The 23,923-nt window shown below is 60.9% G+C and carries 18 protein-coding genes and 1 riboswitch; of the genes, 10 read left to right on the top strand and 8 right to left on the bottom strand.

The genetic code is table 11. The features are described from left to right. The first annotated feature begins 23 nt into the window (after positions 1-23). The 5 genes from ABD53_RS11840 to ABD53_RS11820 all read left to right on the top strand — a co-directional run bounded on the left by ABD53_RS11840 (position 24) and on the right by ABD53_RS11820 (position 8,558). On the top strand, positions 24-1,544 hold the full coding sequence (locus tag ABD53_RS11840; protein ID WP_047866015.1) for an O-antigen ligase family protein: 1,521 nt from the start codon (positions 24-26) through the stop codon (positions 1,542-1,544). A 40-nt stretch (positions 1,545-1,584) separates the two neighbouring features. Then, the gene (locus tag ABD53_RS11835; RefSeq protein ID WP_053058009.1) at positions 1,585-2,370 is read left to right on the top strand and encodes a glycosyltransferase family 2 protein; all 786 of its coding nucleotides are present in this window, start codon (positions 1,585-1,587) and stop codon (positions 2,368-2,370) included. Between the two features lie 316 nt (positions 2,371-2,686). Continuing rightward, a complete protein-coding gene (locus tag ABD53_RS11830; RefSeq protein WP_047866014.1) occupies positions 2,687-5,128 on the top strand; it encodes a calcium-binding protein in 2,442 nt (813 codons plus the stop codon). A gap of 186 nt (positions 5,129-5,314) precedes the next feature. Further along, entirely contained in the window at positions 5,315-6,820 is a 1,506-nt protein-coding gene (locus ABD53_RS11825; protein ID WP_084709594.1) for a right-handed parallel beta-helix repeat-containing protein, read from the top strand. Positions 6,821-6,913: 93 nt separating this feature from the next. After that, a riboswitch (cyclic di-GMP riboswitch) is annotated at positions 6,914-7,003 on the top strand. A 52-nt stretch (positions 7,004-7,055) separates the two neighbouring features. Further along, the gene (locus ABD53_RS11820) at positions 7,056-8,558 is read left to right on the top strand and encodes a right-handed parallel beta-helix repeat-containing protein (RefSeq protein ID WP_084709592.1); all 1,503 of its coding nucleotides are present in this window, start codon (positions 7,056-7,058) and stop codon (positions 8,556-8,558) included. Positions 8,559-8,593: 35 nt separating this feature from the next. Here ABD53_RS11820 and fcl read toward each other — a convergent pair whose 3' ends face one another. The 6 genes from fcl to wbaP form a co-directional block, all read right to left on the bottom strand. Continuing rightward, positions 8,594-9,538, bottom strand: coding sequence for a GDP-L-fucose synthase (fcl, locus tag ABD53_RS11815; RefSeq protein ID WP_047866049.1), 945 nt, complete (start codon positions 9,536-9,538; stop codon positions 8,594-8,596). A gap of 14 nt (positions 9,539-9,552) precedes the next feature. Next, positions 9,553-10,611, bottom strand: coding sequence for a GDP-mannose 4,6-dehydratase (gene gmd / locus ABD53_RS11810; RefSeq protein ID WP_047866011.1), 1,059 nt, complete (start codon positions 10,609-10,611; stop codon positions 9,553-9,555). Then, positions 10,604-11,428 carry a WecB/TagA/CpsF family glycosyltransferase gene (locus tag ABD53_RS11805; protein ID WP_200900375.1) on the bottom strand — a complete coding sequence of 275 codons (825 nt, stop codon included), beginning with the start codon at positions 11,426-11,428 and terminating at the stop codon, positions 10,604-10,606. Before ABD53_RS11805 ends, gmd begins: the two co-directional genes overlap by 8 nt. Next, complete coding sequence (locus ABD53_RS11800; RefSeq protein ID WP_047866009.1) at positions 11,425-12,600, bottom strand: glycosyltransferase family 4 protein; 1,176 nt, start codon at positions 12,598-12,600, stop codon at positions 11,425-11,427. The genes ABD53_RS11805 and ABD53_RS11800 overlap by 4 nt, the downstream gene beginning before the upstream one ends. Positions 12,601-12,637: 37 nt before the next feature. After that, positions 12,638-13,837 carry a phosphotransferase gene (locus ABD53_RS11795; RefSeq protein ID WP_047866008.1) on the bottom strand — a complete coding sequence of 400 codons (1,200 nt, stop codon included), beginning with the start codon at positions 13,835-13,837 and terminating at the stop codon, positions 12,638-12,640. Positions 13,838-13,941: 104 nt separating this feature from the next. Further along, on the bottom strand, positions 13,942-15,324 hold the full coding sequence (gene wbaP, locus ABD53_RS11790; RefSeq protein ID WP_053058008.1) for an undecaprenyl-phosphate galactose phosphotransferase WbaP: 1,383 nt from the start codon (positions 15,322-15,324) through the stop codon (positions 13,942-13,944). 458 nt (positions 15,325-15,782) lie between these two features. On the opposite strand from wbaP, the gene ABD53_RS11785 reads away from it, so the two are divergent. From ABD53_RS11785 to ABD53_RS11765, 5 genes are all read left to right on the top strand, one after another. Then, entirely contained in the window at positions 15,783-17,174 is a 1,392-nt protein-coding gene (locus ABD53_RS11785; RefSeq protein WP_160309686.1) for a flippase, read from the top strand. 88 nt (positions 17,175-17,262) lie between these two features. Beyond that, on the top strand, positions 17,263-18,180 hold the full coding sequence (locus ABD53_RS17330; protein WP_047866006.1) for a sulfotransferase family protein: 918 nt from the start codon (positions 17,263-17,265) through the stop codon (positions 18,178-18,180). Further along, complete coding sequence (locus ABD53_RS11775) at positions 18,170-19,171, top strand: sulfotransferase family protein (protein WP_047866005.1); 1,002 nt, start codon at positions 18,170-18,172, stop codon at positions 19,169-19,171. The genes ABD53_RS17330 and ABD53_RS11775 overlap by 11 nt, the downstream gene beginning before the upstream one ends. 88 nt (positions 19,172-19,259) lie before the next feature. Then, a complete protein-coding gene (locus tag ABD53_RS11770; protein WP_160309685.1) occupies positions 19,260-20,150 on the top strand; it encodes a sulfotransferase family protein in 891 nt (296 codons plus the stop codon). Positions 20,151-20,461: 311 nt separating this feature from the next. After that, positions 20,462-21,169 carry a hypothetical protein gene (locus tag ABD53_RS11765; RefSeq protein WP_152670751.1) on the top strand — a complete coding sequence of 236 codons (708 nt, stop codon included), beginning with the start codon at positions 20,462-20,464 and terminating at the stop codon, positions 21,167-21,169. Between the two features lie 25 nt (positions 21,170-21,194). Here ABD53_RS11765 and ABD53_RS11760 read toward each other — a convergent pair whose 3' ends face one another. Together ABD53_RS11760 and ABD53_RS11755 are read right to left on the bottom strand one after the other, a co-directional pair. Continuing rightward, positions 21,195-21,668 carry an arsenate reductase/protein-tyrosine-phosphatase family protein gene (locus ABD53_RS11760; RefSeq protein WP_268778286.1) on the bottom strand — a complete coding sequence of 158 codons (474 nt, stop codon included), beginning with the start codon at positions 21,666-21,668 and terminating at the stop codon, positions 21,195-21,197. 58 nt (positions 21,669-21,726) lie between these two features. Then, positions 21,727-23,547: a GGDEF domain-containing protein gene (locus ABD53_RS11755; protein ID WP_160309684.1), complete on the bottom strand. Its 1,821-nt coding sequence runs from the start codon at positions 23,545-23,547 to the stop codon at positions 21,727-21,729. Positions 23,548-23,923 lie beyond the last annotated feature (376 nt).

Below are 23,923 nucleotides of genomic sequence, written 5' to 3'. Positions count from 1 at the left end.
CGGCGAGAGTGTGGGCGCTGGTCATGATACTCGCCGTGGCAGGCGGCGCCGGGTTCGTGTACGCGCCGCTGCTCGCCCTCCTGGTCACCGGCACGGTCTTCGCGCTCGGCTTGTGGCTCATGGTGCGCGACAGCAGGATGAAGACGGAGGGGGATTGGACCGTTGGGCTTACCGGCGGTGCGCTACAAGGGTTCGCCAGCCACGTCTGGGTCGGAAGGCTGGTCGGAGCATACCTACTCTTGTTCTGGGTGATCATGGTCATACCAATGCTGGAGGTCGCCGAACGGGAGGTCGGGGACCAGGCGGTCCAGTCAGCCGCCTCCGGTTCGCTGCAGAACCAGGTGATGGTAGCCTCCTTCGGCATGCTCGGGATGCTGTTCCTACCGGCGGCGATGATGAAGTTCGAGGGGGCCTTCCGCTGGGCTCTGGGGCTGTGGGTGGTATATCTGGGCTGGGGATACTCCACGCTCTTCTGGACCACCTACGAGCCTCTTAGCACCCGGGGTCTCGTGGCCTTTGCCCTGGTCTCTCTCGGTAGCCTGGGCTTCGGGGCCGGATTCTACGGTGCGAGGCCGGATGGAGCCAGACTACTGCTCAAGCACATCTTTCTGGCGGGCATGCTCTCGGCTCTCGTGATCATACTGCCCCTACCTTTGCATCTGGGGACGTACAACCCGCTCGATCCGAGCCAGCGTCTGATCGTCGCTGGAGACTTCACCAAGTACATTTCCCGGCCGGTGCTCTCCGCCGTGCTCGTGCTCGTGATGGGCGCCGTTATGGGGCTCACGAGGTGGCGGCCTCGGGACTGGCTCTGGATCCTCTTCCTCGTCGCGCCCATACTGATCCTCAAGACCCGGGGTCCCATGCTGTGGGCGATGCTCGCCTTCGGCCTCGTCTATCTGCTCTACCGGGCGCGGGCCCACGAACGGGCCTTCCAGGCCGGGCTGCTGCTACTAGTAGCCTTCGCGACGTACATCTCCTACTCACGCGGGGCGCTGGATCTTTTGATCCCGTTTCTGGCCCGCGGAGACGTGGAGCAGACCCTGACCCTGACCGGCAGAACGGACCTCTGGGCGGCGCTCATCCCCGAGTTCCTGGAGCGTCCGTTTCTGGGCCACGGCTTCGCGGCCTTCTGGAACCCGGTAAATCTGCAAATCATGGAAGGAGCGGCGGGCTTCCCGGTGGTCTCCGCCCACAACGGCTTTCTCGAAGAGTTCCTCTCCACCGGAGTAATCGGGTTCCTCCTCTTTATGGCATTCTGGATCTACGTGATGCTCCTAGCCACTAACAGGGGCCGCCGGGGAGAGCCGCTAGGTTGGATGTTGCTGCTCTTTATGGTCTTCTACCTCTTCTTGAACGTCTCCACTAGCCTCATGCAGAACTACATGGAGATCCCGTTCATCATCGTCTTCGCTCTACTCGGGCTTATGGCGAGTCGCTCGGCCGCGAGTCCGCCTGCGGAGCCTGGTGACGAAGAGGCCGGTCCAGAAACTCCAGAGGACCCGAGTCGGGAGCCTGCCTCCCGGCATCCGGCTGTGAGATAATCGCGTTCAGCTGTTAGAGGGCAGTATGGAGGGTAAACCTTTGCAAAACTACGCGGCGCGGTGGCCTAAAATATCCATAGTCACCCCTTCCTTCAACCAGGCCGAGTACATCGAGAAGACTATTTTGAGCGTTCTGGATCAGGGCTATCCAAACCTGGAGTACATCATCATGGACGGTGGCTCCGACGACGGGAGCGCAGAGATAATAGAGCGATACTCGGATCACCTGGCGTACTGGCAGAGTCAGCCCGACGAGGGCCAGACCGACGCTCTTGCAAAGGGCTTCGAGAAGTCAACCGGAGACATCCAGGGCTGGCTCTGCTCGGACGACCTGCTTGAGCCCCACACCCTTCAGGAGGTCGCAAAGACCTTTACCCGTAATCCCGACTGGCAGGTCGCCTACGGTGACAGCCTGTGGATAGACGGCGAAGACAACCCGATCCAACCCAAGAAAGAGATACCTTTCAACCGCTTTATCTGGATGTACGACTACAATTACCTCTCGCAGCCCTCTACCTTCTGGCGCCGCGAGCTGTACGAGAAGGTCGGCGGCCTGGACCCGAGTTTCAACCTGGCGATGGACGCCGACCTCTGGGCGCGCTTCGCCGAGCACACCGGACTGCACCACGTACCGAGGCGCTGGTCGCGGATTCGGTTCTACCCGGAGCAGAAGAATCAGCGTCTACGGGACCGGAGCGATGAGGAAGACGCCGCCATCCGAGCCCGCTACCTGCCTAACGAGCCGCCCTGGAGCCAGCGGACCAAAAAGGTTCTCGCCAAAGGTATGAGGGTGGCGCTCAAGCTACGTCGGAGAGCCTACTGGTAACGGGAGAACTGGTCGTTCTGAAACAGCTAGACCTCCTAAACCATGCACGATGTTTCTCGAGTACATCGTTAGATGCTTTGTGCGCGTAATTCGAGGAGTCTAGTCACAGCGCTAGTCTTATGGTGCGACATGGTGCTAGCATTTTCATATACTTTGATGTTAATAAAGTGTAGTCGTGTGTAATTCCACTTCCATTTTCATACGCTCCTCTATATAAGTTACACCAATGTTGGTGACTAAAAGTTAAGAAACATAGCGAGTCGCTTACCGTCTTACAGTACGACTTCGCCAGACTATAGAGGAGAGGGGAGCGGACATGGAAACCGTTTTGCGTATTTCGGTTTCAGGGGGAGTATTCAGAGTAGGGCGTCTCATAATAACGTTCGCCGCTCTGATCGCCGCAATCGCGTTGTACCTCGGTTTTCCTTCCACTGCTCTAGCCCTCGAAGAGACGCCGGACGAGGGAACCTGGCACGTAACCGGTGGGCGGGTCGAAACTTCTGCTCTCTCCGAGGACGGACAAACCCTCTACATCGGGGGCAATTTCAACAAGGTTTGGCAGCAAGCTCCAGGAACAGGGGGGCAGAGCTTCGCCGCTAACGGACTCGCCGCCATAGATGTACAGAGCGGCGCCGCCATCCAGAGCTGGAACCCGCAGGCCAGCGGTGGTGAGGCACATGTCTACTCTCTCGCAGTAGAGGGCAATAGCGTTTTCGTTGGCGGCAACTTCTCATCAGTCAATGGTCAGCCAAGGCAGAACTTGGCAGAGCTAAACGCGATAAATGGCTCGTTGACCTCTTTCGCACCAGTGGTTGATGATGGGAACCTCGACATTACCGTTATCGTCCGGGCTCTTGAGGTCAGCAACGGCAAGCTCTACGCCGGAGGTCAGTTCCAGAGGATAGACGGCAGCCTGAGGAGTAACCTCGCCGCCTTCGACCTCCCCAGCCGAGATCTCAATCCGCAGTGGAAGCCTAGGACCAGGGGAGTCGTACGGGCTCTGGAGCCTGCCGTTGATGCGCAAACGATCTTCGTAACCGGAAGCTTCGACAACGTTATAGGTTCTACCGACGAGAATTTCAGCGAGCGCAAAGTAGTGGCGCGCTTTGACTCTGCCAGCGGAGAGTTGAGCCCCTGGTACGTCCCGAAGAATTTGCTGCGGGGAGATGAGCCCCAGACCGGCTGGGTCCTCCTGGCTACCTCCAACCGCCTGTACGGGGGTTTTGGAGACAGAGGCTCCAACTACGTCAAGTCCTTCCGGCTCGACAGTGGTAACCAGGCCGCGCAGGACTGGTCCTTCAATACCGTAGGAGACCCGTACGCCCTCGCTTTCTCTCAGGATGGCTCCAGGCTGTTCGCCGGCGGACACTTCGGTACCGTCAGGCTTACGCAGACCAACTGCGGTGAGGCTGTTAGGGGCCTGATCTCCTTGAATCCGCAGAACGGTCAGCCGTACTGTGACTGGATCCCGAAGATGGAACTTTTCAACCAGGATCAGTGGAACGGGCACACGGTTCACACCATACAGACCCCTGGAAACTACGCTTGGGTGGGTGGCAGGTTCTACTCGGTCTCCGGCGTCGAGCAGAGGAGCCTCGCCAGGTTTACGGTCAACCAGCCTCCCGAGCCGATTCCGGCCCCCGAGCCCGTAGGCGAGGTCAAGGTCAACTTCCAGACCGGGGAGGCCCCGGTCCCCGAGGGCTACGTCAAGGACTTCGGCGAGAAGTTCGGCTCTCGGGACGGTGAGAACCAGGGACAGGGACTCTACTACGGCTGGGTTGAGCCCGGGACAGATAACCGGATCTCGCTGATAGGCGACGGCCGCGACCGGGACACTAGCCCCGACCAGCGCCTCGACACCCTGATGCACATGCAAAAGAGCGACGAAGGCGCCTGGGAGATACTGGTGCCAAACGGCGAGTACAGGGTTACGGTAAGCGCCGGAGACGCAGGCTTCACGGACGCTGTCTACCAGCTAAACGTCGAGGGCGAAGCTACCATAGACGGCGCCACCCCCACGGACAACGAGAGGTTCTTTAACGCCACCAGAACGGTCGAGGTCACGGATCAGCGCCTGACCGTGGACCCCGTCGGCGGCCAGAACACCAAGATCAACTACATAGACATCAAAAGCCTCGACGCGAACCTCGTCGCCGACTCTCAAGCCCTGGACTTTGGTAATAAGGGCCTTGGGTTTAACTCTAAGACAGACGAGTTCGCCCTAAAGAACACCGGAAACTCGGCGATAACCGTGGGGGACATTGCAATCCAGGGTGCGGACAAGGGAGACTTCAAGGCTACGCTGCCTGGTGATGGCACCATCGCCCCCGGCGAGCAGGCCACCGTGCAGGTTGAGTTCCGCCCGGAGTCGGTCGGAGCAAAAGAAGCGACGCTCGTGGTGAACCATAGCGGAAGCAACCCCGCAGTAGAGGTCGGTCTCTCCGGTAATGGCGTCTCCAACGGAGCCGGTTGTACGATAATAGGCACTAGCGGAGACGACACGATCGAGGGCACTGCAGGTGACGACGTGATCTGTGGCTACACCGGAAATGACACCATCTATGGTCGCGGCGGCAACGACGAGCTCCAGGGCAGAGCCGGAGCAGACAAACTCTATGGCGGTCCTGGAAACGACAAGCTTTACGGTAACGGAGGTAATGACGAGCTCTATGGCGGAGACGGGGACGACCTGCTGGTAGGCGGGTCGGGCAACGACCTGCTTAACGGAGGACCCGGTAACAACGACGAACGACAGTAACATCCCACTCGCAAGGACGGCCGGAGTGGATGCTCCGGCCGTCCTTGCGTACGGTTCTGTTACATCGGAGTCTGAGCCAGATATCCCTCTTAGGCTCTGCAGCAGCTCGATGTACAGGTTTCCCACGAGCTGCTCTCGAACCAGGGGCTCACAAATGAGCGTCGAAGTAGATTAGGGTGTGAAGAGATGCCTAAGAAGATATTGATTCCAGCGGGTCTTCTCCTGACATTCGTCCTCGTAGCTACGGTTCTTGGGTTATGGGGGGATGTCTCGGGCGAGAGTCTGATAGGAGCAGAAGATTCCGCCGATGGCCCTGAGAGCTCCGTCGCCAAAGCACAAATAAAACAGCTCATAGATCAGGCAGAGCCCGGGGATACGGTGAGAGTGCCCGGAGACCGGGTATATCGGGAAACGGTAGTAGTAGACAAACCAATAACGCTGGTCGCCGAAGAAGGAGCGGAGATCCGGGGCTCCGACGTCTGGAAGGGCTGGCAGCCTGACGGCGGCGTGTGGCGCTCGGAGAAGACCTATCCCGAGCTGCGGGTCGAGGGCCGTTGGCGGTGCGAGGAAGGCACCGGCCAACGGTGCAAGCAGCCGGAGCAGGTATATCTCGATGGCGAGCCGCTGGAGCAGGTCCGGCTCGGACCCGGGGAGGGAGAATTTACCCTCGATGGGGATCGCAGGGTGCTGCTCGGCGAGAATCCGGCGGGAAAGACCGTGGAGGTTAGCGTCCGCGACAAGTGGATAGAGGGACGTTCGGAAAACGTAACCATCCGAGGCTTTAGCATGCGCCACAGCGCCGGAACAGGGATCAAGAACAACCTCCAGGCCAACTGGCGCGTTATAGGCAACGACCTCTCTTACGCCCACACAACGAACGTAACTCTCTCACAAGGACCAGGAATGGTCATCGAGAACAACAACTTGCATCACGCTGGACAGATGGGCCTTTCATCATACAAAGCACAGATAAAAATCCGCGACAATCGAATCCACCATAACAACACTGCCTCCTTCAAAACCGGCTGGGAAGCCGGGGGAATGAAGATCAGCGCCGCAACGGACGTGCTCATAGAGAAAAACGAAGTCTTCGGGAACAAGGACATCGGTATCTGGACCGACGTGGCTACGACCGGCCCACAAAAGATAATGATCCGTGGCAACCGGGTTCACGGCAACCCGAGACAGGGTATCCGGGTGGAGATCTCAAAGAACGCTGAGGTTACCGGCAATGTCGTCTACGACAACGGCATGGGTTACCCGCCGGACGATCCGAGCGGCGCAGGCATCACCCTTTCCGGCACCTACGATTCACAGGTCTCGGACAATACGCTCGCATACAACAACAGCGGTATCGTGGTGGTCAACGCGAACCGGGAGAAAGGCTTCCACACGGTAACCAACGTGGTCCTATCCTCAAACGACGTGATACAGGAGAAGGGTCTGGCAGTGGCCTGGATGAAAGCGTACCCCAGCGGCGACATTTTCAACATAGCCTCGGGCAACGGAGGTCAGGATAATCGCTACTACTACCCGGACCCGCCCAGCGGCGAGAGCCGCTACAAGTGGGAACGCTACTATGAGAGGCTTTCCGGCTACGAAGAAACCCCCGCCGAATATAATGGTAGCCAACTCTCGGATAAAGAGAAAGACGCCGTGCTGAAAGAGAATAGTATTACTCGGGAACGGTAAAAAAGCTCTTACGAGCCGAGCTCGGTTATTTTTCTGAATCAACAGATTTCAGCTAAAGTTTCCCCTACGCCCTACCGATAATTGATTCTATAAGAGCGATAAAGGCAAACTCGCCGTGAGGCGGGGACGCAAAGCCTAAGGACCTCGAAGCTCTAACAGAGACGAGGTAGCCTGGTTGCCGCGAGATTTCTTACGCGTTTGCGTCCCTGCCACCCAGACAGTCTGGAGGGGACGCATGTTCAATAGTTCGATACCCGCTTATCCGAGAAGCCTGAAGAGGGCTTCTCCGCGCCTTGTACTATCATGCGCTATCGGCGTAATTGCGGCCGTTGTACTGGCGTTGGCTTACCCTGATCGGGCGGAGGCTCTCAAGCCGGATTGCAAGGTTTCTTTGCAGAAAAAGGTCAACGCCGCATCTCCAGGAGACGTAGTAAATACCCCGGACAGATGCATCTTTCGCGAGAAGGTTACCATCAACAAACCCATTACTCTCAGGGGGGGTCGCGGAACCGAGATCCGCGGCAGCGAGCTGTGGAAGAGATGGCGTAGGACGAGTAGCGGGCTCTGGCGCTCGGAAAAGAGCTACCCTAGGCAGCGCGTCGAGAGTCGCTGGCGCTGCAAGTCGGGCACGAACAGCTGCCGCAAGCCCGAGCAGGTCTACATCTACGGTAGAAAGCTAGATCTCACCAACGACAGGCCGGAGGCAGGCGAGTTTGCCCTCGATGGGCAGCGGCGCATACTACTCGCTAATAACCCGCGTAACAAGACCGTGGAGGTCACGTTGCGCAACAGGTGGATTTTCGGTGGAGCTCCCCGTGTGACCATAAAGGGCTTCACCATGCGTCACTCGACAGGGGCGGGAATAAAGAACGATCGCAAGAACTACTGGCAGGTTCGCAACAACAACCTCTCCTACGCTCACACCGTCAATCTCGCGCTCTCAAAAGGGCCCGGGATGGTCGCCGCGGGGAACCGTATACACCACGGTGGTCAGTTGGGCTTCGCCTCGAACGAGGCGAGTGTAATCCTAGCCAATAACAGGATAGTCTACAACAGCATCAAAGGTTTCGACCCAGGTTGGGAAGCGGGAGCGATGAAGATAAGTCAGGCCCGGTACGCCCGTATCGTGCGCAACAACGTACACCACAACGGCCACTTCGGCATTTGGACGGACGTCATCCAGGAAGGCAGGCAACGGGTGAGGATCGTTGGTAATCGGGTCCATCACCACGCCCGGCAGGGTATACGGGTTGAGATCACCAAGAATGTTCTTATCAGGGGCAACAAAGTCTACAATAATGGTCTCAGGTACGGGGGGGATCCAAACGCTGGATCGGGCATCGGCCTTTCAGCTTCATATAATGTAAGAGCTATCGGCAACGTGCTCGCGCGCAATCGTAATGGCATCGTGGTGGTTAACGCAGATCGCGGTTCTTACGATCACGTGAACAACGTCAGGCTAAATAGAAATACCGTCATCCAGAGAGACGGCAAGGCCGCTGCATGGTTTAAAGCCGTGAGAGGCGGCAATATCTATAGAAAGTCAGCGAATAATGGCGGGTACCGCAACCGTTACTGGTACCCCGGTAGGAGGGGCTCAGAGGGAGACGGCGTCCGCTACAAATGGTCGGACGGATACCAGAAGCTCGCCAAATACAAGCGTAGTGGACCAGATTCTGGATCGTACTACCTCACCAACAGCGCAAAAAGGGCGGTGCTAAAGAACCACAAAATGTAGAGCACATCGTAGTAGAGCCGGGGGAATTATGGACTCTAGCCCCCGCTCTTTACAGACGAGGTTCTCAGGAACCACTCGTAGGTTTGCTCGATGCCGTTGCGCAGGGGAGTCTTCGCCCGCCAGCCGAGACTCTCCAGGCGGCTAACGTCGAGTAGCTTGCGCGGAGTGCCGTCGGGTTTAGAGGTATCGTAGGCGAGTCCGCCCTCGAATCCAACAACGCCGCGCACGAGACCCGCGAGCTCCCCGATGCTTATATCTTGACCGACACCGACGTTCACGGGCTCGTCGCCGGAGTAGATCCGCATAAGATATACGCAGGCGTCGGCCAGATCGTCAACGTGCAAAAACTCCCGGCGTGGGGTTCCGCTGCCCCACACCTCCACGCTCTCCGCGCCGCGCTCTTTAGCCTCGTGGAACTTACGGATCAGCGCGGGCAGGACATGGCTGTTTCGTAGGTCGAAGTTGTCTCCGGGGCCGTAGAGGTTCGTGGGCATGACGCTTATATAATTGCTTCCGTACTGGCGATTGTAGGACTGGCAAAGCTTTATGCCCGCGATCTTCGCAATGGCGTATGGCTCGTTGGTAGGCTCTAGCTCGCCGGTCAGTAGATGCTCCTCTTTCATGGGCTGCGGCGCGAGCCTAGGGTAGATGCAGGAGCTTCCCAGGAACAGGAGCTTCTCTGCATCGTGACGGTATGCGGCGTCTATGACGTTTAGCTGTATCGTCAGATTGTCCCGGATAAAGTCCGCCGGGTAGGTATCATTGGCCATGATGCCGCCGACCTTCGCCGCCGCCAAGAAGACGTACTCCGGTTTCTCGGAGGCAAAGAAGTCCTCTACGGCTCTGGCATCGGTAAGGTCAAGCTCGGCGCTGGTGCGCGTGATCAGATTTTCATAGCCTTCGCCTTGTAGCCTGCGGAGGATAGCGGCGCCGACCAGGCCCCGGTGTCCGGCGACGTAGATCCTGCTGTCTCTGTCCATCTGGTCTGCGGGGCTCACTGGCTCGCTACTCCTCTCGGGACGAAGGCGTGTCCAGCCTCTTTGAGCGTCTTCTCCTGGCGGGCTAGCTCGAAGTCGAAGTCGACCATGCGGCGGACGAGTTCATCTATGCGTACCCTGGGCTCCCAGCCGAGTGTCTCGCGAGCTTTGGTGGCGTCGCCTTCGAGCGCCTCGACCTCGGTTGGACGGAAGTAGCCGGGGTCTATCTCGACGTGGGCCTCCCAGTCTAGCTCCAGGTAGCCGAACACTCGCTCGACGAACTCGCGCACGGTGTAGGACTCTCCGGTTGCGATGACGAAGTCTTCCGGGGAGTCCTGCTGGAGTATGCGCCACATCGCCTCGACGTAGTCTTCGGCGTGGCCCCAGTCGCGGCTGGCGTCGAGGTTGCCGAGGTACAGCTTGTCCTGGAGCCGGAGCTTTATGCGGGTGGCGGCGCGGGTGATCTTGCGCGTCACGAACGTCTCTCCCCGGCGCTCGGACTCGTGATTGAAGAGGATTCCGTTGGCGGCGAACAGGTCGTAGGCCTCACGGTAATTTACCGTCATCCAGTGTGCGTAAACCTTGGCCACGGCGTAGGGGCTGCGGGGATAGAAGGGGGTAGAGTCGGATTGTGGCGGCGGCGCGGCCCCGAACATCTCCGAGGTCCCGGCCTGGTAGAACTTTATCTTCTTGCCGCTCTCGTTCTGGACGTCCCGGAGGGCTTCGAGGAAGCGCAGCGTGCCGAGGGCGTCGACGTTGCCGGTGTACTCGGGCTGCTCGAAGGAGATCTTGACGTGCGACTGGGCCCCGAGGTTGTACACCTCGTCGGGCATCACCTCTTGGAGAACCCGGCGGAGACCACTGGCGTCGGTAAAGTCTCCGTAGTGGAGCCGCATGCGGGCTTCGGGGTCGTGGGGGTCGCGGTAGAGGTGATCTATGCGGTCGGTGTTGAAGACTGAGGCGCGGCGGATTATGCCGTGTACCTCGTAGCCCTTGCTCAAGAGCAACTCTGTCAGATACGAGCCGTCCTGGCCGGTGATGCCGGTGATCAGAGCCTTCTTGTTCTCGTCAGCCACGCGACCCTTCTTTCTCGTCTCTCTTTTTCCCGAATCTTCCGTATTCCCTGACCAACTGTAGCGCGAGCAGCGCCACGAACCTCGGGTTGTGTCGAGCGTAGCGCCTCCAGAGCCTCCTGGGCTCCCGGTACAGCCTGTACGCCCATTCGAGCCCGGCAGACTGCATCCAGCGCGGGGCCTGCGGGATACGCCCGGTGTAGAACTCGAACGCGGCCCCGACCCCGATCATAGCCGCCGGTATACGCCCCTGATGTGCCGCCATCCACCGCTCCTGCTTGGGACATCCGAGCCCGACGAACAGAATGCGCGCCCCAGACTCCGCTACCTGACGGGTAAACTCCTCATCCTCCTCGGTGGTTATCTCGCGGAAAGGTGGCGAGATGCCGCATGCCACCTCGAGGCCCGGAAAGCGTCGCCGCAACTCCTCCCCTAGCTCTCCGAGCACCTCTGGCTTGCTGCCGTAGAGCCCGACTGGGAGGCCTTCCTGAGCGGCGCGGGCGGACACCTCCGCCACAAGATCCGTACCGCGCACCTGAGAAGCGCATTTCACCCCGAGCAGCCGCAAGGCCCACACCAGCGGCCTGCCATCGGGGGTCACGAGGTCTGCCCCGCCCACCACCCGCAGAAACTCTGGCGATTCGGCGGCCTCCATCGCCATGTGGACGTTGGCGACGCATACGTAGGCCGAGCGGCGCTCCGAGGCCCACCGGACTATCCGCTCCGAGGCATCATCGTAGGATGTCGCGTCCACCCGCATCCCGACCACCGCTCTGGATGTGAGACTCGCGCCACCGGGCGACGCGCCGCCGGAGTTCAAGCACGCACCCCCGCCCCGGCGGCCGACTCGTAGATCCCGATAAGACGTCGGTAGTTCTCCTCGGCGGTGTACTTCTCTTCGAACTCGGCACGGGCCGCGCGGCGCATCCTGGCCCGGCCTTCGGGCTCTCCTAGCAAGCGTTCCACCTGAGAAGCAAGGTCCGCTGCGTCTCTGGGCCGGAAGCGGAGCCCGGTGCGCCCGTGCTCGACGAGTTCGGCGACCGCGCCATGATTAGCCGCGACTACCGGGGTACCGGCGGCGAAAGATTCCGCCGCGACCCGCCCGAAAGTTTCGTAAAGCTCTGATGGGAAGACGAGGGTGAGAGCCCCCCGCATGAGAGCATTCACCTCTTGCATCGTTTTTCGCCCGAGCCACTCGACGCGAGGATTGGTTTCCGCAGCCCGAGCCACGAGGTCAGCGAGTGGCCCGTCGCCGACGATCTTGAGCGGTACACCCTTGTCCAGCCTCTGCCAGGCCGCTAACAGGGTCCTAATTCCCTTATCCTTTGAGAGCCGGCCGACGAAGAGCGCGTAGCCCCCCTCCCCGTTCCCTGGCCCGGGGTCCGAGTAAACGAAGTTCGGCTTGACGTGTAGCCTCTCCGGGGGGAGCCCGCCCTGCACCATCTTTTGCCGGGAGAATTCTGTGAGGGCTACGTAGGCGTCCACCTTGCTCGAGTAGGTTCCAAGGGCCCGATGGGCGGAGAGCATCGCCGCGACGAGGCCGGTGGCCGCGCGGCTATTCCGGTAGCAAGCGTGCAGAACTCCGGGCCAAGGAACGACCTTGCCAAGACAATCCTCGCAGGGAGCACCGTCACGATAAAAGAGCCCGTTTGGACACAGCAGCCGGTAGTTGTGGAGGGTCTGCACGACCGGCACGCCCTCGGAGGCGGCCGCATAGTAGGCCGAGGGTGAGATCAGGGGAAAGGTGTTATGCAGGTGCACCACGCCCGGGCGCTCTGTACGCATGACATCCCGCAGTTCCCTGTAGGATGCGGAGCTCCAGAGCGTCTCTTTGGTCAGGGCGGCATAGCCAAGCTCCTCCACCCGGTCATTGGTCGTGCGGTACCGCATCACTTGGTGACCGCGGGCCTCTAGCAGATCCGCCTCCTCCTCGAAGACCAGATCCTCGCCCCCCGCTTGCTGATACTCGTTGTGGACCGTAAGCACCTTCATGGTTTACAGGATAATGCAATCTTTTCCACGGGGTTTGCTAAAGAGGCGAGCCATCGTCGAGAAAGCTCTGTATTCGATCGAGGAACCAGCGCCATACCCTGTCTTCGCCCGCGTCCGGCTCTATAACCCTCGCCTCGCCGTAGAGGAGGCTAACGTCCAGCAGGTAGGCCAGATATAGCCATGGGAGATGGCGTCGCCCCTCGGGCCATATCCTCCGTAGCAGGCTTTCGATCTCGTCCCGGCCCGGCAGATGCTCCCTCCGGCCGAGCAAGGCGGACTGTATGGAATGGAAGTAGAACAGATCATGCAAGGGTGTGGCGCGCTCTGCGGTATAGTCCCAATCGAAGACGAAAAGCCCTCGCGTCCCTATCCGGGTGTTCCAAGGGGCGAAGTCGCCGTGGGCCACGGAGAGCGGGACCCGGATCTCCCCTAGGCCGTGCCCCAGGCGATCCGCCGCCCTGTACAGCAGGCTGGAGGTCTCCTCCGGTAGCCCAGACTCTATGCGCTCCAAGGTACTAAAGAGGCGCGTATACGCCGGACTCTCCGAAAATACTCTGCCGGGTTCATCGGGGACTGAGCACTCAAAGAGAACCTGACAGAAGTCCAGGTGAGGGCCCGTAATGGAGTCGGGGCCGGGCCACGGCGGCCCACCGGAGATGACGAGTACTTCACTGGCGTCGCAGTGGAAGTGGCCGAGCACCCTTGGAACCCGGCCGTGAAGCTCCGGGGAGCCGGAGAGCCAGAGCAGATTGTGGCGTTCGGCCTCGAGCTTCGCCCGAGTGCGGGGGTTGGTAGCTATTCGGGCAAAGGCCAGCGTACGGCCCGTGGCATCGAGTACCAGCGCGGTACTCTTGCGGTACGCCCCGGGCGAGCCGACATAGAATCCGAGGTCCACCTCAGCACCGAGAATGCCGGCGAGCTCGTGCTCGAGTTTCTCTAACGGCTCTTCGGCAAGCGATACCCGCTGCCCCCGGAAACCGCCGCTAGCCACCGCGGCCCGGAACGCCCGTCCCTTGAGGCTCCGAGGGTGGAAGAACTCCCGGAGCCCGGCGCGGCGAATCTCCTTGCGGCCGGCGGGAAAGAGCCAGCGCGCCCCCCGAAGATTCGGATAAGCGGCGTAGGCGCGGCCCCCGTCGCCGAGGCTTACCTCAAGCCCCAGCGTATCGGAGACTGGTTCGTGAGGCTTGTCTTTCAGCTCCTCCTCCTTCGGGCGGCCTAGCTCCGGGGAGCGTCCCACAAATCCTACACGGTCCGGGGTGTCCGGGCTCTCTGTGCCAGTGGATCTAGATGTCTTCGCGGACCGCACGGCTATAGTGGAAGCCGGATCATCTTTAGTGCCCGTTAGTACGCGTCTTTGGACAGTAGGACACTCCCGACAGTGCGGGCGAGCAGCAGAATGTCTAGCCAAACCGACCAGTCGCGGACGTAATAGGCGTCCATCCGCACCCGGTCTCCGAAAGAGGTGCTAGAGCGCCCGGAGACCTGCCACGGGCCCGTTATGCCGGGCGGCACGCGCAGGATCTCGTTCTGCGTACCCCCAATGTCCTCGGACTCGCGCGGCAGGTACGGCCGGGGACCGACGAGGCTCATATCACCCCGGAGAACGTTCCATAGTTGTGGAAGCTCATCCAGGCTGGTCTTGCGTAGGAAATTCCCGACGCGGGTGATCCGGGGGTCATCTCGCAGCTTATGGTATAGCTCGTACTCTTCGCGGGCGACGGGGTCTTCGTCGAGCAGACGTTGTAGCCTGTCTTCCGCGTCCGGCACCATTGTCCTGAACTTCACGCACGAGAATAACCGGTTGTCCCGCCCCATCCGCTTGTCCTTGTAGAATACCTTGCCGCCACGAGAGTCCAGGTACACGAGCAGGCCCAAAAGTGCCAGCAGCGGCAGGAGCACTACCCCGCCGAGCACGGTCAATAAGATATCCAGCGCGCGTTTGAGCCGGAGCGCCCACGGGTCCAGCAGGTTGTACCTGACCTCGACGGCGAGGTTTCCTGCCAGGTCCCGGGCAACCACGGCGGAGTTCGTCATGCCGGCGAGGTTGGGCATGATCAGGACATGCCGGAAGTTGACGCTGGCCCAGCCAACGAGCACGGAGAGCTGCTCCCGGCGCACGTGGGGCATGGCGAACAGCACGGTCTCCACGCCGCTTTTGCGGGCCAGCCCCGCCGTGTCGAGAAGGGTGCTCTCGCCGTCGGGAAAACCCTCTTCCGTCAGGTGCCCGTCATACTCCTTTAGGCTATAGTCGAGCAGGGCAACGGGGTGGTATCCGAGCTCCCATTCCTCTCTCAGAAGTTTGGCGGTACGCCCGCCGTTGTCGCCGGAGCCCATGATCACCACCGGCTTGCCCCACACCCCGAGACGCCGGAGCATCGCCTTCGTCGCGTGGCGAGTTAGGGGAGAAAGCACCAGGAGCCCGAACAAGCCCGTAAAGAGCATCAGGCGCGAGAGGGTGTCCACGAACTGGAACATGGTCGCGAAGACGATTATCGTGCCACCGGAGGCGAGCACCGTGTTCGTGTGACGCTTTAGCTGGTGGACGGAGTCCAGACCGTACCCTGGATACAGCCCCACCAGGGCGCGGAGGCCGATCCAGACGGCAGTTAAGGGCACTATGGCTACCACGGAGCTCTGGGATAACTCTCCCTGACCCAGAGCCCCTTGCAGAACGTAGGCGGCCCACCAAATCAGCGACGCCAGCACGAGATCCGAACAGAGCAAGCCACATACCGCCAGACGCCACCGCCACGCCTGCTTAAAGAGGTTCGTCTGATGACCAAACGACCTCTCTACCCTCGTTGGGACTAAAGTTACATCAGCCTGGCGTAATCGCTGTTCCACGTTGCTCCTGTCGCATACAACCGGCGCGCCCGCGCTCGAGAATCAATAGAGTCAGCTCATACTCTTCCCTGAGAACCTATGAGAGCCATGTAATCCTGTATGACGGGCTCGTTAAAGGGCTTATCGGGGTAAAAGCGGTTAAATGCACGTTAAACGGTGCAAAGTGCCGTCCCAACGTGCGTGCTTGGGTAGCACCAAAGTAGTAAAGATTCGGCAAACTCCCCGGTGACCCGCTTCCGGCTCCCGGTGATGGGTTTGGATTATTATGCTGGGGGTTATGAAGCTCTCGGACACGAAGGCCATAGCAGGGCCGGCATGTGCCCGGACGGCGGTACACCGTGAGCTCTGAGTCACGTCCACCAGGCATCTCTTCGCTCAGGAACCGGCTACTGTCCGGCAGCGCCTGGGCCCTTGGGGGCAAGGTCGGGGCGTCGGTTATTGGGCTCACGACGAACGTCATCTTGGCCCGGATGCTCTCACCCGGGGAGCTTGGAGCATACTTTCTGGCCCTGAGTATCGTCTCCTTCGGCGCGATAGTAGGGTGCTTCGGGCTGAACAGGTCGGCGGTCCGGTTCGTGGCAGAGGCACTTGGCCTCGAACGCCGGGATCGGGCCCGCCGCATCGTGGCGCTGGTGATCGGCATCGGGGTGGCCGGGGCGCTCGTGAGCAGCGGGGCTTATCTGCTAATCGGTCCGCTAATCGCCGAGAGGCTTTTCGGATCTCCGGCGCTGGTCGCGGTAACCGGGCTGGTTGCGGGTTGGATCGCGCTCTCCACCGTGCAGGAACTCTTTGCCGAGACCTTCCGGGGTTTTCACGACATCCGGCTCGCCACGCTTTTTGGAGGCGTCGCGACCGGCGGGAACAGCGCGGGCCTGATAATGCGGGTGATGCTGATCTTCGCCCTCGCCACGGTGTGGCTCGCGGGCGGGGAGACCGACCTGACGACCGTAATGCTCGTAATGGTCGGCTCTGCCTCGGTCACCACGTTCATGTCGGTCTTGGCGCTCAGGGTAAGGATGCGCTCTGTGGGCTCGACCCGTTCGGGTAGAGGCGAGGCGTCTGTCCGGGAGGTGCTGGGGGTCTCCGCCCCGCTGTTCATAAACAACATTACCGTCTTCTTTCTAACCCAGTCGGACCTGTGGATAGTGGGAGCCTTCGGCTCCGGGGAGGAGGTTGCGATCTACGGCGCGGCCTCCCGATTCGTTGCGCTGGTCACCATGCCGCTACTGGTGGTCAACGCCGTCCTGCCGCCGGTCATAGCGGAGATGTACGCACAGGGCGAGCGGGGGCGCCTGGAGGGCATGCTACGGCCTTTCGCCACGCTCGCCGGGATACCGTCGGTGATCGCGCTCGCGCTCTTCGCCCTCGCTGGCGGCCCGATACTCGGCCTCGTGTACGGAGAGTTTTATGCGGGCGGGGCCCTGGTGCTCGCGCTACTCAGCCTCGGCAAGCTCGCATTCGTGGTGTCCGGCTCGTGCGGGCTCACGCTCCAGATGACCGGCAATCAGACCTTGATCATGTGGATCTCCATCCTGAGCGGGGTCCTCTTCTTCGTCGGGGCGATCTGGGCCGTACAAGCCTACGGGGCCGCCGGGGTTGCATCGGTCTCTGCGGGGTCCGTGATCTTCCAGAGCCTCCTGATGGTGCTAGCCGCCAAGTGGAAGACCGGGATCTGGACCCACGTCAACCTCTCGGTGGCCCCCGTGCTAAAGGTGCTTAAACGGAGATGACCCTTGCAGAGTCAGAAAACTTGATCTTATAGTTACCAACACTTGGTGGCTTTAAACAGACGTTGGAGAGAGGTAAAGGAGCCTGGAGATGAGAGTGATCGCGAACTCCGTACCGAAGAGCGGGACCCATCTGCTGCTACGATTGATGACGCTGCTCGGTCTGGACCTGGTGGACTTTGGCGGGCTGAAACCGACCTCCGTATCCGGTGCCGGGCCTTTCTGGTCTAGCAAGACCTTTCAGAAGATGTTGGGCACCCGCGAGCCGGGCAAGTTCCTCGGCATCGGCCCTTATCTGGTAGAGGGCGGACGCGTGCCCCTGGTGCGCCGGGCAGTAAGAACGAGCGGGCGCGAGAAGGTTACCCTCGGCGTGGACTCTCCGCGCGAGGCGAGCCGCCGGTGGCTCGGCCGCCGTCTGGGCCAGGTGCCGGGAGGCTCGGTGGTAAGCGCCCACTGCGTCTACAGCCCGGGGTTCGGGGAGCTACTGCGCGAGCAGAACATGGAGATGGTGTGCATCCTGCGCGACCCCCGGGATACCGCGCTCTCCCACATGCGCTACTTGCAGGAGAGGCCCCGGCACCAGGCCTTTGAGCAGTACATGGCCCTCGCCGACGACCACGAGCGTCTCATGTACTCCATCCGGGGCGGCTGGCTCGGCGATTATCCGCTGCTGTCTCTCGACGAGCGTTACCGTAGGTTCCTCGACTGGGAGCGCCAGGCGGGCGCAGCGCTCGTAAAGTTCGAGGAGCTCGTCGGCCCTGAGGGTGGCGGCGATGAGGGGGCACAGCGACGGGCGACGCAGCGGGTCGCAGAACATCTGGGAATCGAGCTCGGGGAGGAGAGGCTAGAAGAGGTATGCGGCGGGCTCTTTGGGAAAGGTCGGACGTTCAGGAAGGGTCAGGCCGGGGGCTGGCAAGACGGTTTCGCCCCGGAGCACCGGGAAGCTGCCAAAGAGGTGGCCGGCCCGCTGCTTGTCGAGCTCGGCTACGAGGAGAACGTTGACTGGTAGTCCGGCTCAGGGGACCGGGGGGCCAGGACCCGTATTCCTCCTCTCTCTGCCCCGGTCGGGCTCTACGCTGGCCCAGCGTATCCTGGCCGCACATCCCGAGATACACTCCACGCCTGAGCCCTGGCTACTGCTGCCGCAACTCTACACGCTGAAGTATCGCGGGGCCTACGCCGAGTACGATCACGTCGCCGCTGCGTCGGCCGTCGAGGAGTTCTACGGTTATCTACCCGGTGGACGCGAGGAGTACGTAGCGGGACTGAGGGAGATGGTCTTGAAGCTCTACGAGGGCGTCTCGCCCGAGGGTACGCGATACTTCCTCGACAAGACACCACGCTATCATCTAATCGTAGACGAGATACTCGCGGCCTTCCCGGATGCGAAGTTCGTCTTTCTGTGGCGTAACCCGCTGGCCGTGGCGGCCTCCATGATCGAGACCTGGGCCGGGGGCCGGTGGAACCTTTACCGGCACAAGGTGGATCTCTTCGACGGCCTGGAGAACCTCGTGGCAGCCTGTGAGGCGAACAGTGATCGCGTATGCGCCGTACGCTACGAGGACCTCGTCACCGCCCCGGAAGAATCCTGGCACAAGGTCTTCGGTTACCTGGATCTGCCCTTCGACGGCTCTATGCTGGAGACCTTCAGCTCCGTGGAGCTCAAGGGGCGCAAGGGGGATCCATCCGGGACCCGAGGCTATGGCCGGGTGGTAAGAGAGCCCCTTGAACGATGGCGAGAGAGCCTCGGCAACCCTTTTCGTAAGGCGTGGTGCCGCCGGTACCTGCGATGGCTCGGCCCCGAACGCGCGGCGGTAATGGGATATGACCTGGATGTCCTGCTAGAAGAACTAGACTCCGTAAAGACCTCGGCTCAGGGTACGGGCTCCGACCTTGGTCGAGCCGGTTATGGAATCCTCTACGATCTTCTCGAGCCCGCCATACTCCGGCGCAAGCTGGGGATGCTCCCCCAATGGAGACGGGTCCACGCGCACAAGTAGGCTAATTCTGTAAGAAGCTCTGTATCTCCATATGGTTTCGGTTACACTCGCGACGCTGGAGTGGGGCGTAGAAAACGAGGAGACAGCCGTGCCATTAGCGCAGGAGTCAAGCCCAATACTAGTAACCGGCTCTCATCGCTCGGGCTCCACGTGGCTGGCTAACATGCTATCGCTCGCTGACAATACGCTCGTTGCCCATGAGCCTTTCAACATAGAGCCCTGGGCCTACTCCCTCGACGGGATGGCGGAGCAGTGGTTTACCTACGCCCCGGCCCTGCCGCAGCAGGCCGCTCTGAAAGCCTTCGAGAAGGTCCTGGATCGCCGCGCCAGGAAGGTGTTTCTCAAAGGGCAACCGCAGCACTGGCTTCCCCCGCTAAGGCACGGACGTCTGATCGTCAAAGACCCGATAGCGGCACTTTCCAGTAACTGGCTCGCGAGTAACTTCGAGCTAGAGTTAGTCGTACTGATACGCCACCCGGCAGCGTTCGCCGCAAGCCTCAAGCGTCTGGGTTGGACCCATCCTTTCGAACACTTTCTGGGGCAGGAGATGCTTATGCGCGACCTCCTGGAGCCGTATAGGTCAAAGCTCACAAGCGCGCCGGACGATGTAGTAGAGCAGGCGGGGATCATCTGGCTCTGCCTGTATGGGGTCCTCTCCCACTATCTGGAGAAAAACCCTGGCTGGCTCCTCAAAAAGCATGAGGACCTCTCCAGAGATCCGATCCCCCAGCTCAAGGATCTGTACGAGAAGCTGGGGCTAGAGTGGACCGCCGCCGTCGAGAGTAAGGTGAAAAGCTACACTCGCAGCGCCAACCCGGTCAGCGCCCCGGAGGGTACCGCTCACCAGCTCAAGCGGAACAGCGTCGCGAACATCTCGGAGTGGCAAAGAAGCCTCTCCGAAAAAGAGGTAGAGCGGGTGTACGAGTTGACCCACCCGGTGTCGGACCTATACTACCCAGACGAGGAATGGGGCTACTGAGACCGAACGGCTACCGTTAGGCAATCGGTCTTCGCAAGATACAACGCTCTCCACCTGGTTTAAGAAGCAAGACGTAGACGGTGTAGACAGTATCCAGATCCAGGTCTTCGTCACAAGAGAGTCACAAGTCCTCAGAGGTGACACTCTGCTCACGATAGGCGAAAGCTCAGAATGCTACTGTAAAGTGGATGATAGCTCCCAGTATGGAGCGTTTCGGCTACCCTCGATCATGGCGAGCCCGATTCATACGAGCGAATGGACCTGGCAAGATTGACGAGGCAGGATATAGCAAAACCCTACAAGGAGACGGCGTGATAGATGTCAGCGACGGCCTACGGCGGTATGTAGGGGAGCATCCCCGGTTGTTCTTCAGCCTCTACGGCGCGCGTCCAGCCTACCGAGAGCTGCTGGTGGACCGGCAGACCAGGATCGTGATAGAAGGCTTTCCAAGATCCGGCAACACCTTCGCCGTTTACGCCTTCGAACAGGCCCAGAGGGAGAGTGGCGGAGAAAAGGTACGCCCGGCCCACCATCTCCACGCACCCGCCCAGGTAATACGGGCCGCCTGCTGGAGGATACCGTGTGTGGTGCTGATCCGGGAACCCACCGAAGCGGCGTTGTCTCTCGTAATACGCGAACCCCGGATCTCGCTCTCCAAGGCTTTTCTCCATTACATATCATTCTACGAGGCCGCCGAGGACTACCGCGATAGCTTCGTGCTCGCCTCCTTTGAACAGGTCACGGGAGACTACGGCGCCGTTATAGAGCGGGTAAACGAGCGTTACGGGACCGGATTTCTCCCTTTCCAGCACGACGAGTCGAATGTGGAGGAAGTCTTCGCCACCATAGAGGAGGCGCACCGGCGCAAGCGCGAAAAGGTCGCCGAAGAGCGCATCTCCCGGCCTTCTAGGGCAAAGGAGGAGAGAAAGGCGAAGCTAAGAGAAGCCCTAGAGGGTCCGGAGGTCAAGCCCCTGGCCGAGAGAGCGAGAGCGGTGTACGGACGTTTGACCTCATCCTGAGCCCCGCTGGGCTCCGGTTACCTGTTCACGGGCGCTCCCGGTCCAGCCTGTCCACGACGCTTTCGACACACTCGAAGATCTGGCGCATAGATGCCCGGTAGGTGAGGATACTCTGGCCGTAGGGGTCAGGCAGCTCCCGGCCATCCCTTATTCCGGAGGCGTACTCCTGCAAGAGTCGGACCTTCTCCGTGTCCCCGAACCTGCGCGAGAGCTCCGTGGCGTGACGGGGGCCCATCACGAGCACCAGGCGGGACTTCCGCACCATCTCCTCGGTAACCTCTCTGGAATGATGGTCGCTCGCAGGGATACCGGCTTCCTGGAGCACCTCGCGGGCGTTGGAAGACATCGGTGCACCGCCAAAGTTCGAGACACCTGCGCTCTCGGCGCGGTAGGGCAGCTCGCGCTCTCCGGCGAGAACGTCGAATATGGTCTCGGCCATCGGACTCCGGCAGATATTGGCCGTACAGACAAACAGGATAGTTCCCGGCTCTTCCGTCAAGTTGCGCCTCTGGCCTGCGCCCCGGTGACCCGCAAGAACTCGCGGACCGCTACAGCGTTCACTCTGTTCTCCAGTCCTCGGGGGATATTTCGGGGCCCTGGTCGTGGAGCGAACTCCCTACGAGCCCGTACGCCTCCTCCTCCGGCATGGGCCTTGCGAAATAGTATCCCTGGCCCATGTCGCAGCGTAGCTCCCGGAGCCGTTCGACCTGAGCCTCTGTCTCCAGGCCTTCGGCTATGGTTTTTATACCAAGGGTCCTGGCTACCTCCACGATAGCAGACAGGAATACCGGGGCGTCTTCTCCCCCATCTTCTAGCCCGGAGACGAAAGACTGATCTATCTTGAGGTAGTCCACGGGGATTCTCTGCAGGTAAGAGAGCGAGGAGTAGCCGGTGCCAAAATCGTCGAGCGCCAGCCTCACACCGAGGCCCTTGATCTTCTGCAGGCTCTCCGCGATGTATGGCGTGTCGTCGAGCAGCAGGCTCTCGGTGATTTCGAGCACGAGCCTCTCGGGCTCTATCCCCGTCTCTTCCATGATAGACGATACTTCCTCGGCCAGACCGGGTTGCTGAAATTGCCTGGCAGACAGGTTGACGCTGATAAGCGCCCTGCCGAACACGGTATTCTGCCTCCAGCGTACCGCGCTCCGGCAAGCCTCTCTCAGGGCCCAGGTCCCGATTGGTACGATCAGACCCGTGTCCTCCACCAGATCTATGAACTCCTCCGGGGTTACGGTACCGCGCCGGGGATACTCCCAGCGCAACAGTGCCTCTACCCCGACGACTTCCCCGCTCTCCAGGTCCACCTGCGGCTGATAGCTGAGTGCAAGCTGGCCGCGCTCGGCCGCCCGCCACAGGTCGCCTTCCAGCTTGAGACGTTCGAGATCCGCTTCGGAGGCGTACCCGCCGAATATCTCGTAGCCGGCGCCGTTTTCGCGGGCTCCCCGTACGGCGGAGGCTGCGGCAGCCATAAAGTCTTCGCCGGATCCCAGACCCGTCGCCTCGCTGGAAACTATCCCTACGCTGGCCGTGATGTGGAGCATTCGTCCGCCGAGCAGTATAGGCTCTTTCAGGCTCTCCGAGATTCTCTCCGCGAGGCGGATTGCGCTACCCACCTCAAAACCCTTACCGGGGAGCACCCCGAACTCACCGCGCCCGACCCGGGCCAGGGTATCTTCCGGCCTGAGACAAGACCGCAGCCGCATACCGGCCACGTAAAGCATCTGGTCGCCTACGGCGAGCCCCAAAGCGTCGTCGACCGCCTCAAAGGTATCTATCCCGAGGAGTATCAGGGTCGTGCTCTCGAGGTGCCGGGCATGCCGGTCATCGTGGGCGAGGACGCTCTCGATGCGGTCCACGAAAATCTCCCGGCCGTCCAGAATATCTCCGGGATCCTGTGGATCACGCCAGAGCACCGGACGGGGCGGCGCATTCCGTACTCCGGGGTCTTCTGGCAAGCGCACGCGGTACGTTCCTCCGTCACCGGCCGGCTCGTCTCTGGGAACGACCCTGGTAGCCTGCAATCCGCACCAGGAACCGTCGGCGTGGCGCATTCTAAAGTCCACCACCTCCGCCGTCATCTTTCCTCTCTCGCTCGTAAAGCGACCAATGTCTGCCGGATGCAGGTAATCAGTAAGCTTGCGACCGGTCATCTGCCCGGGGCTGTGTCCCAGAACCTCCTGCACGGCGGGCAGGGCATGGCGTACGGTGAGACCGCCATCCAGTACGAACATCGTGCCTGGCTTGCTCAGGGCGAGACTGGCGAAAGGTTCGTCGCCCCTTGGTTGCGCCGTGTAATGCAGGCTCCTCGCACCGAGAAACCGGTGGACCGAGCCCGCCCCGTATCCGAGCGTGACACCGCCCAAGAACAAAGCCGCCATCACGGCCCGCCTCCGTCGAGTCTCTGGGCCTTTGGGCGTCATCCGTTCCACGTCCCCTCACCCAAAGCCCGCTCCCATCGGAGGGAGATGTAGCCTCTTCCTACCCGCGGACTCGTTTCCGCCAAGCCGTCTCTCCTATCTAGCAGGGCGGCTCTCCTTAGCATAGCCTCTCCAGCAGTATCCCTATCTGGCCCCGAGAGTCGGAGTCACGCTTCCGCAGCGTACGCTGGCCGCTGCACGCCGCGATGCACGCCAACTAGCCGGCCGCCGGTGCCGGGGCGGGCGGGAGGATCTTAACGCTGAGATTTAACCCGAGTTGTAGAGCGGTGTAATCTGGAAAGGCGCTAGGGGGCTCAAAAAGGCACTTAAGATAGCC

The sequence above is a fragment of the Rubrobacter aplysinae genome, from assembly GCF_001029505.1.
GTDB classification, from domain to species: Bacteria; Actinomycetota; Rubrobacteria; order Rubrobacterales; family Rubrobacteraceae; genus Rubrobacter_A; species Rubrobacter_A aplysinae.
The sequence above is the reverse complement of the archived record's forward strand: the minus strand, read 5'-3'. Positions and strand labels throughout refer to the sequence as shown.

What these genes read in the sequence shown, in the direction of transcription:
- fcl (WP_047866049.1), bottom strand. Translation starts at nt 9,538, where the DNA reads ATGGACAGAGACAGCAGGATCTACGTCGCCGGACACCGGGGCCTGGTC.
- ABD53_RS17330 (WP_047866006.1), top strand. Translation starts at nt 17,263, where the DNA reads ATGAGAGTGATCGCGAACTCCGTACCGAAGAGCGGGACCCATCTGCTG.
- ABD53_RS11840 (WP_047866015.1), top strand. Translation starts at nt 24, where the DNA reads ATGATACTCGCCGTGGCAGGCGGCGCCGGGTTCGTGTACGCGCCGCTG.
- ABD53_RS11820 (WP_084709592.1), top strand. Translation starts at nt 7,056, where the DNA reads ATGTTCAATAGTTCGATACCCGCTTATCCGAGAAGCCTGAAGAGGGCT.
- ABD53_RS11800 (WP_047866009.1), bottom strand. Translation starts at nt 12,600, where the DNA reads ATGAAGGTGCTTACGGTCCACAACGAGTATCAGCAAGCGGGGGGCGAG.
- ABD53_RS11755 (WP_160309684.1), bottom strand. Translation starts at nt 23,547, where the DNA reads ATGGCGGCTTTGTTCTTGGGCGGTGTCACGCTCGGATACGGGGCGGGC.
- ABD53_RS11825 (WP_084709594.1), top strand. Translation starts at nt 5,315, where the DNA reads ATGCCTAAGAAGATATTGATTCCAGCGGGTCTTCTCCTGACATTCGTC.
- ABD53_RS11830 (WP_047866014.1), top strand. Translation starts at nt 2,687, where the DNA reads ATGGAAACCGTTTTGCGTATTTCGGTTTCAGGGGGAGTATTCAGAGTA.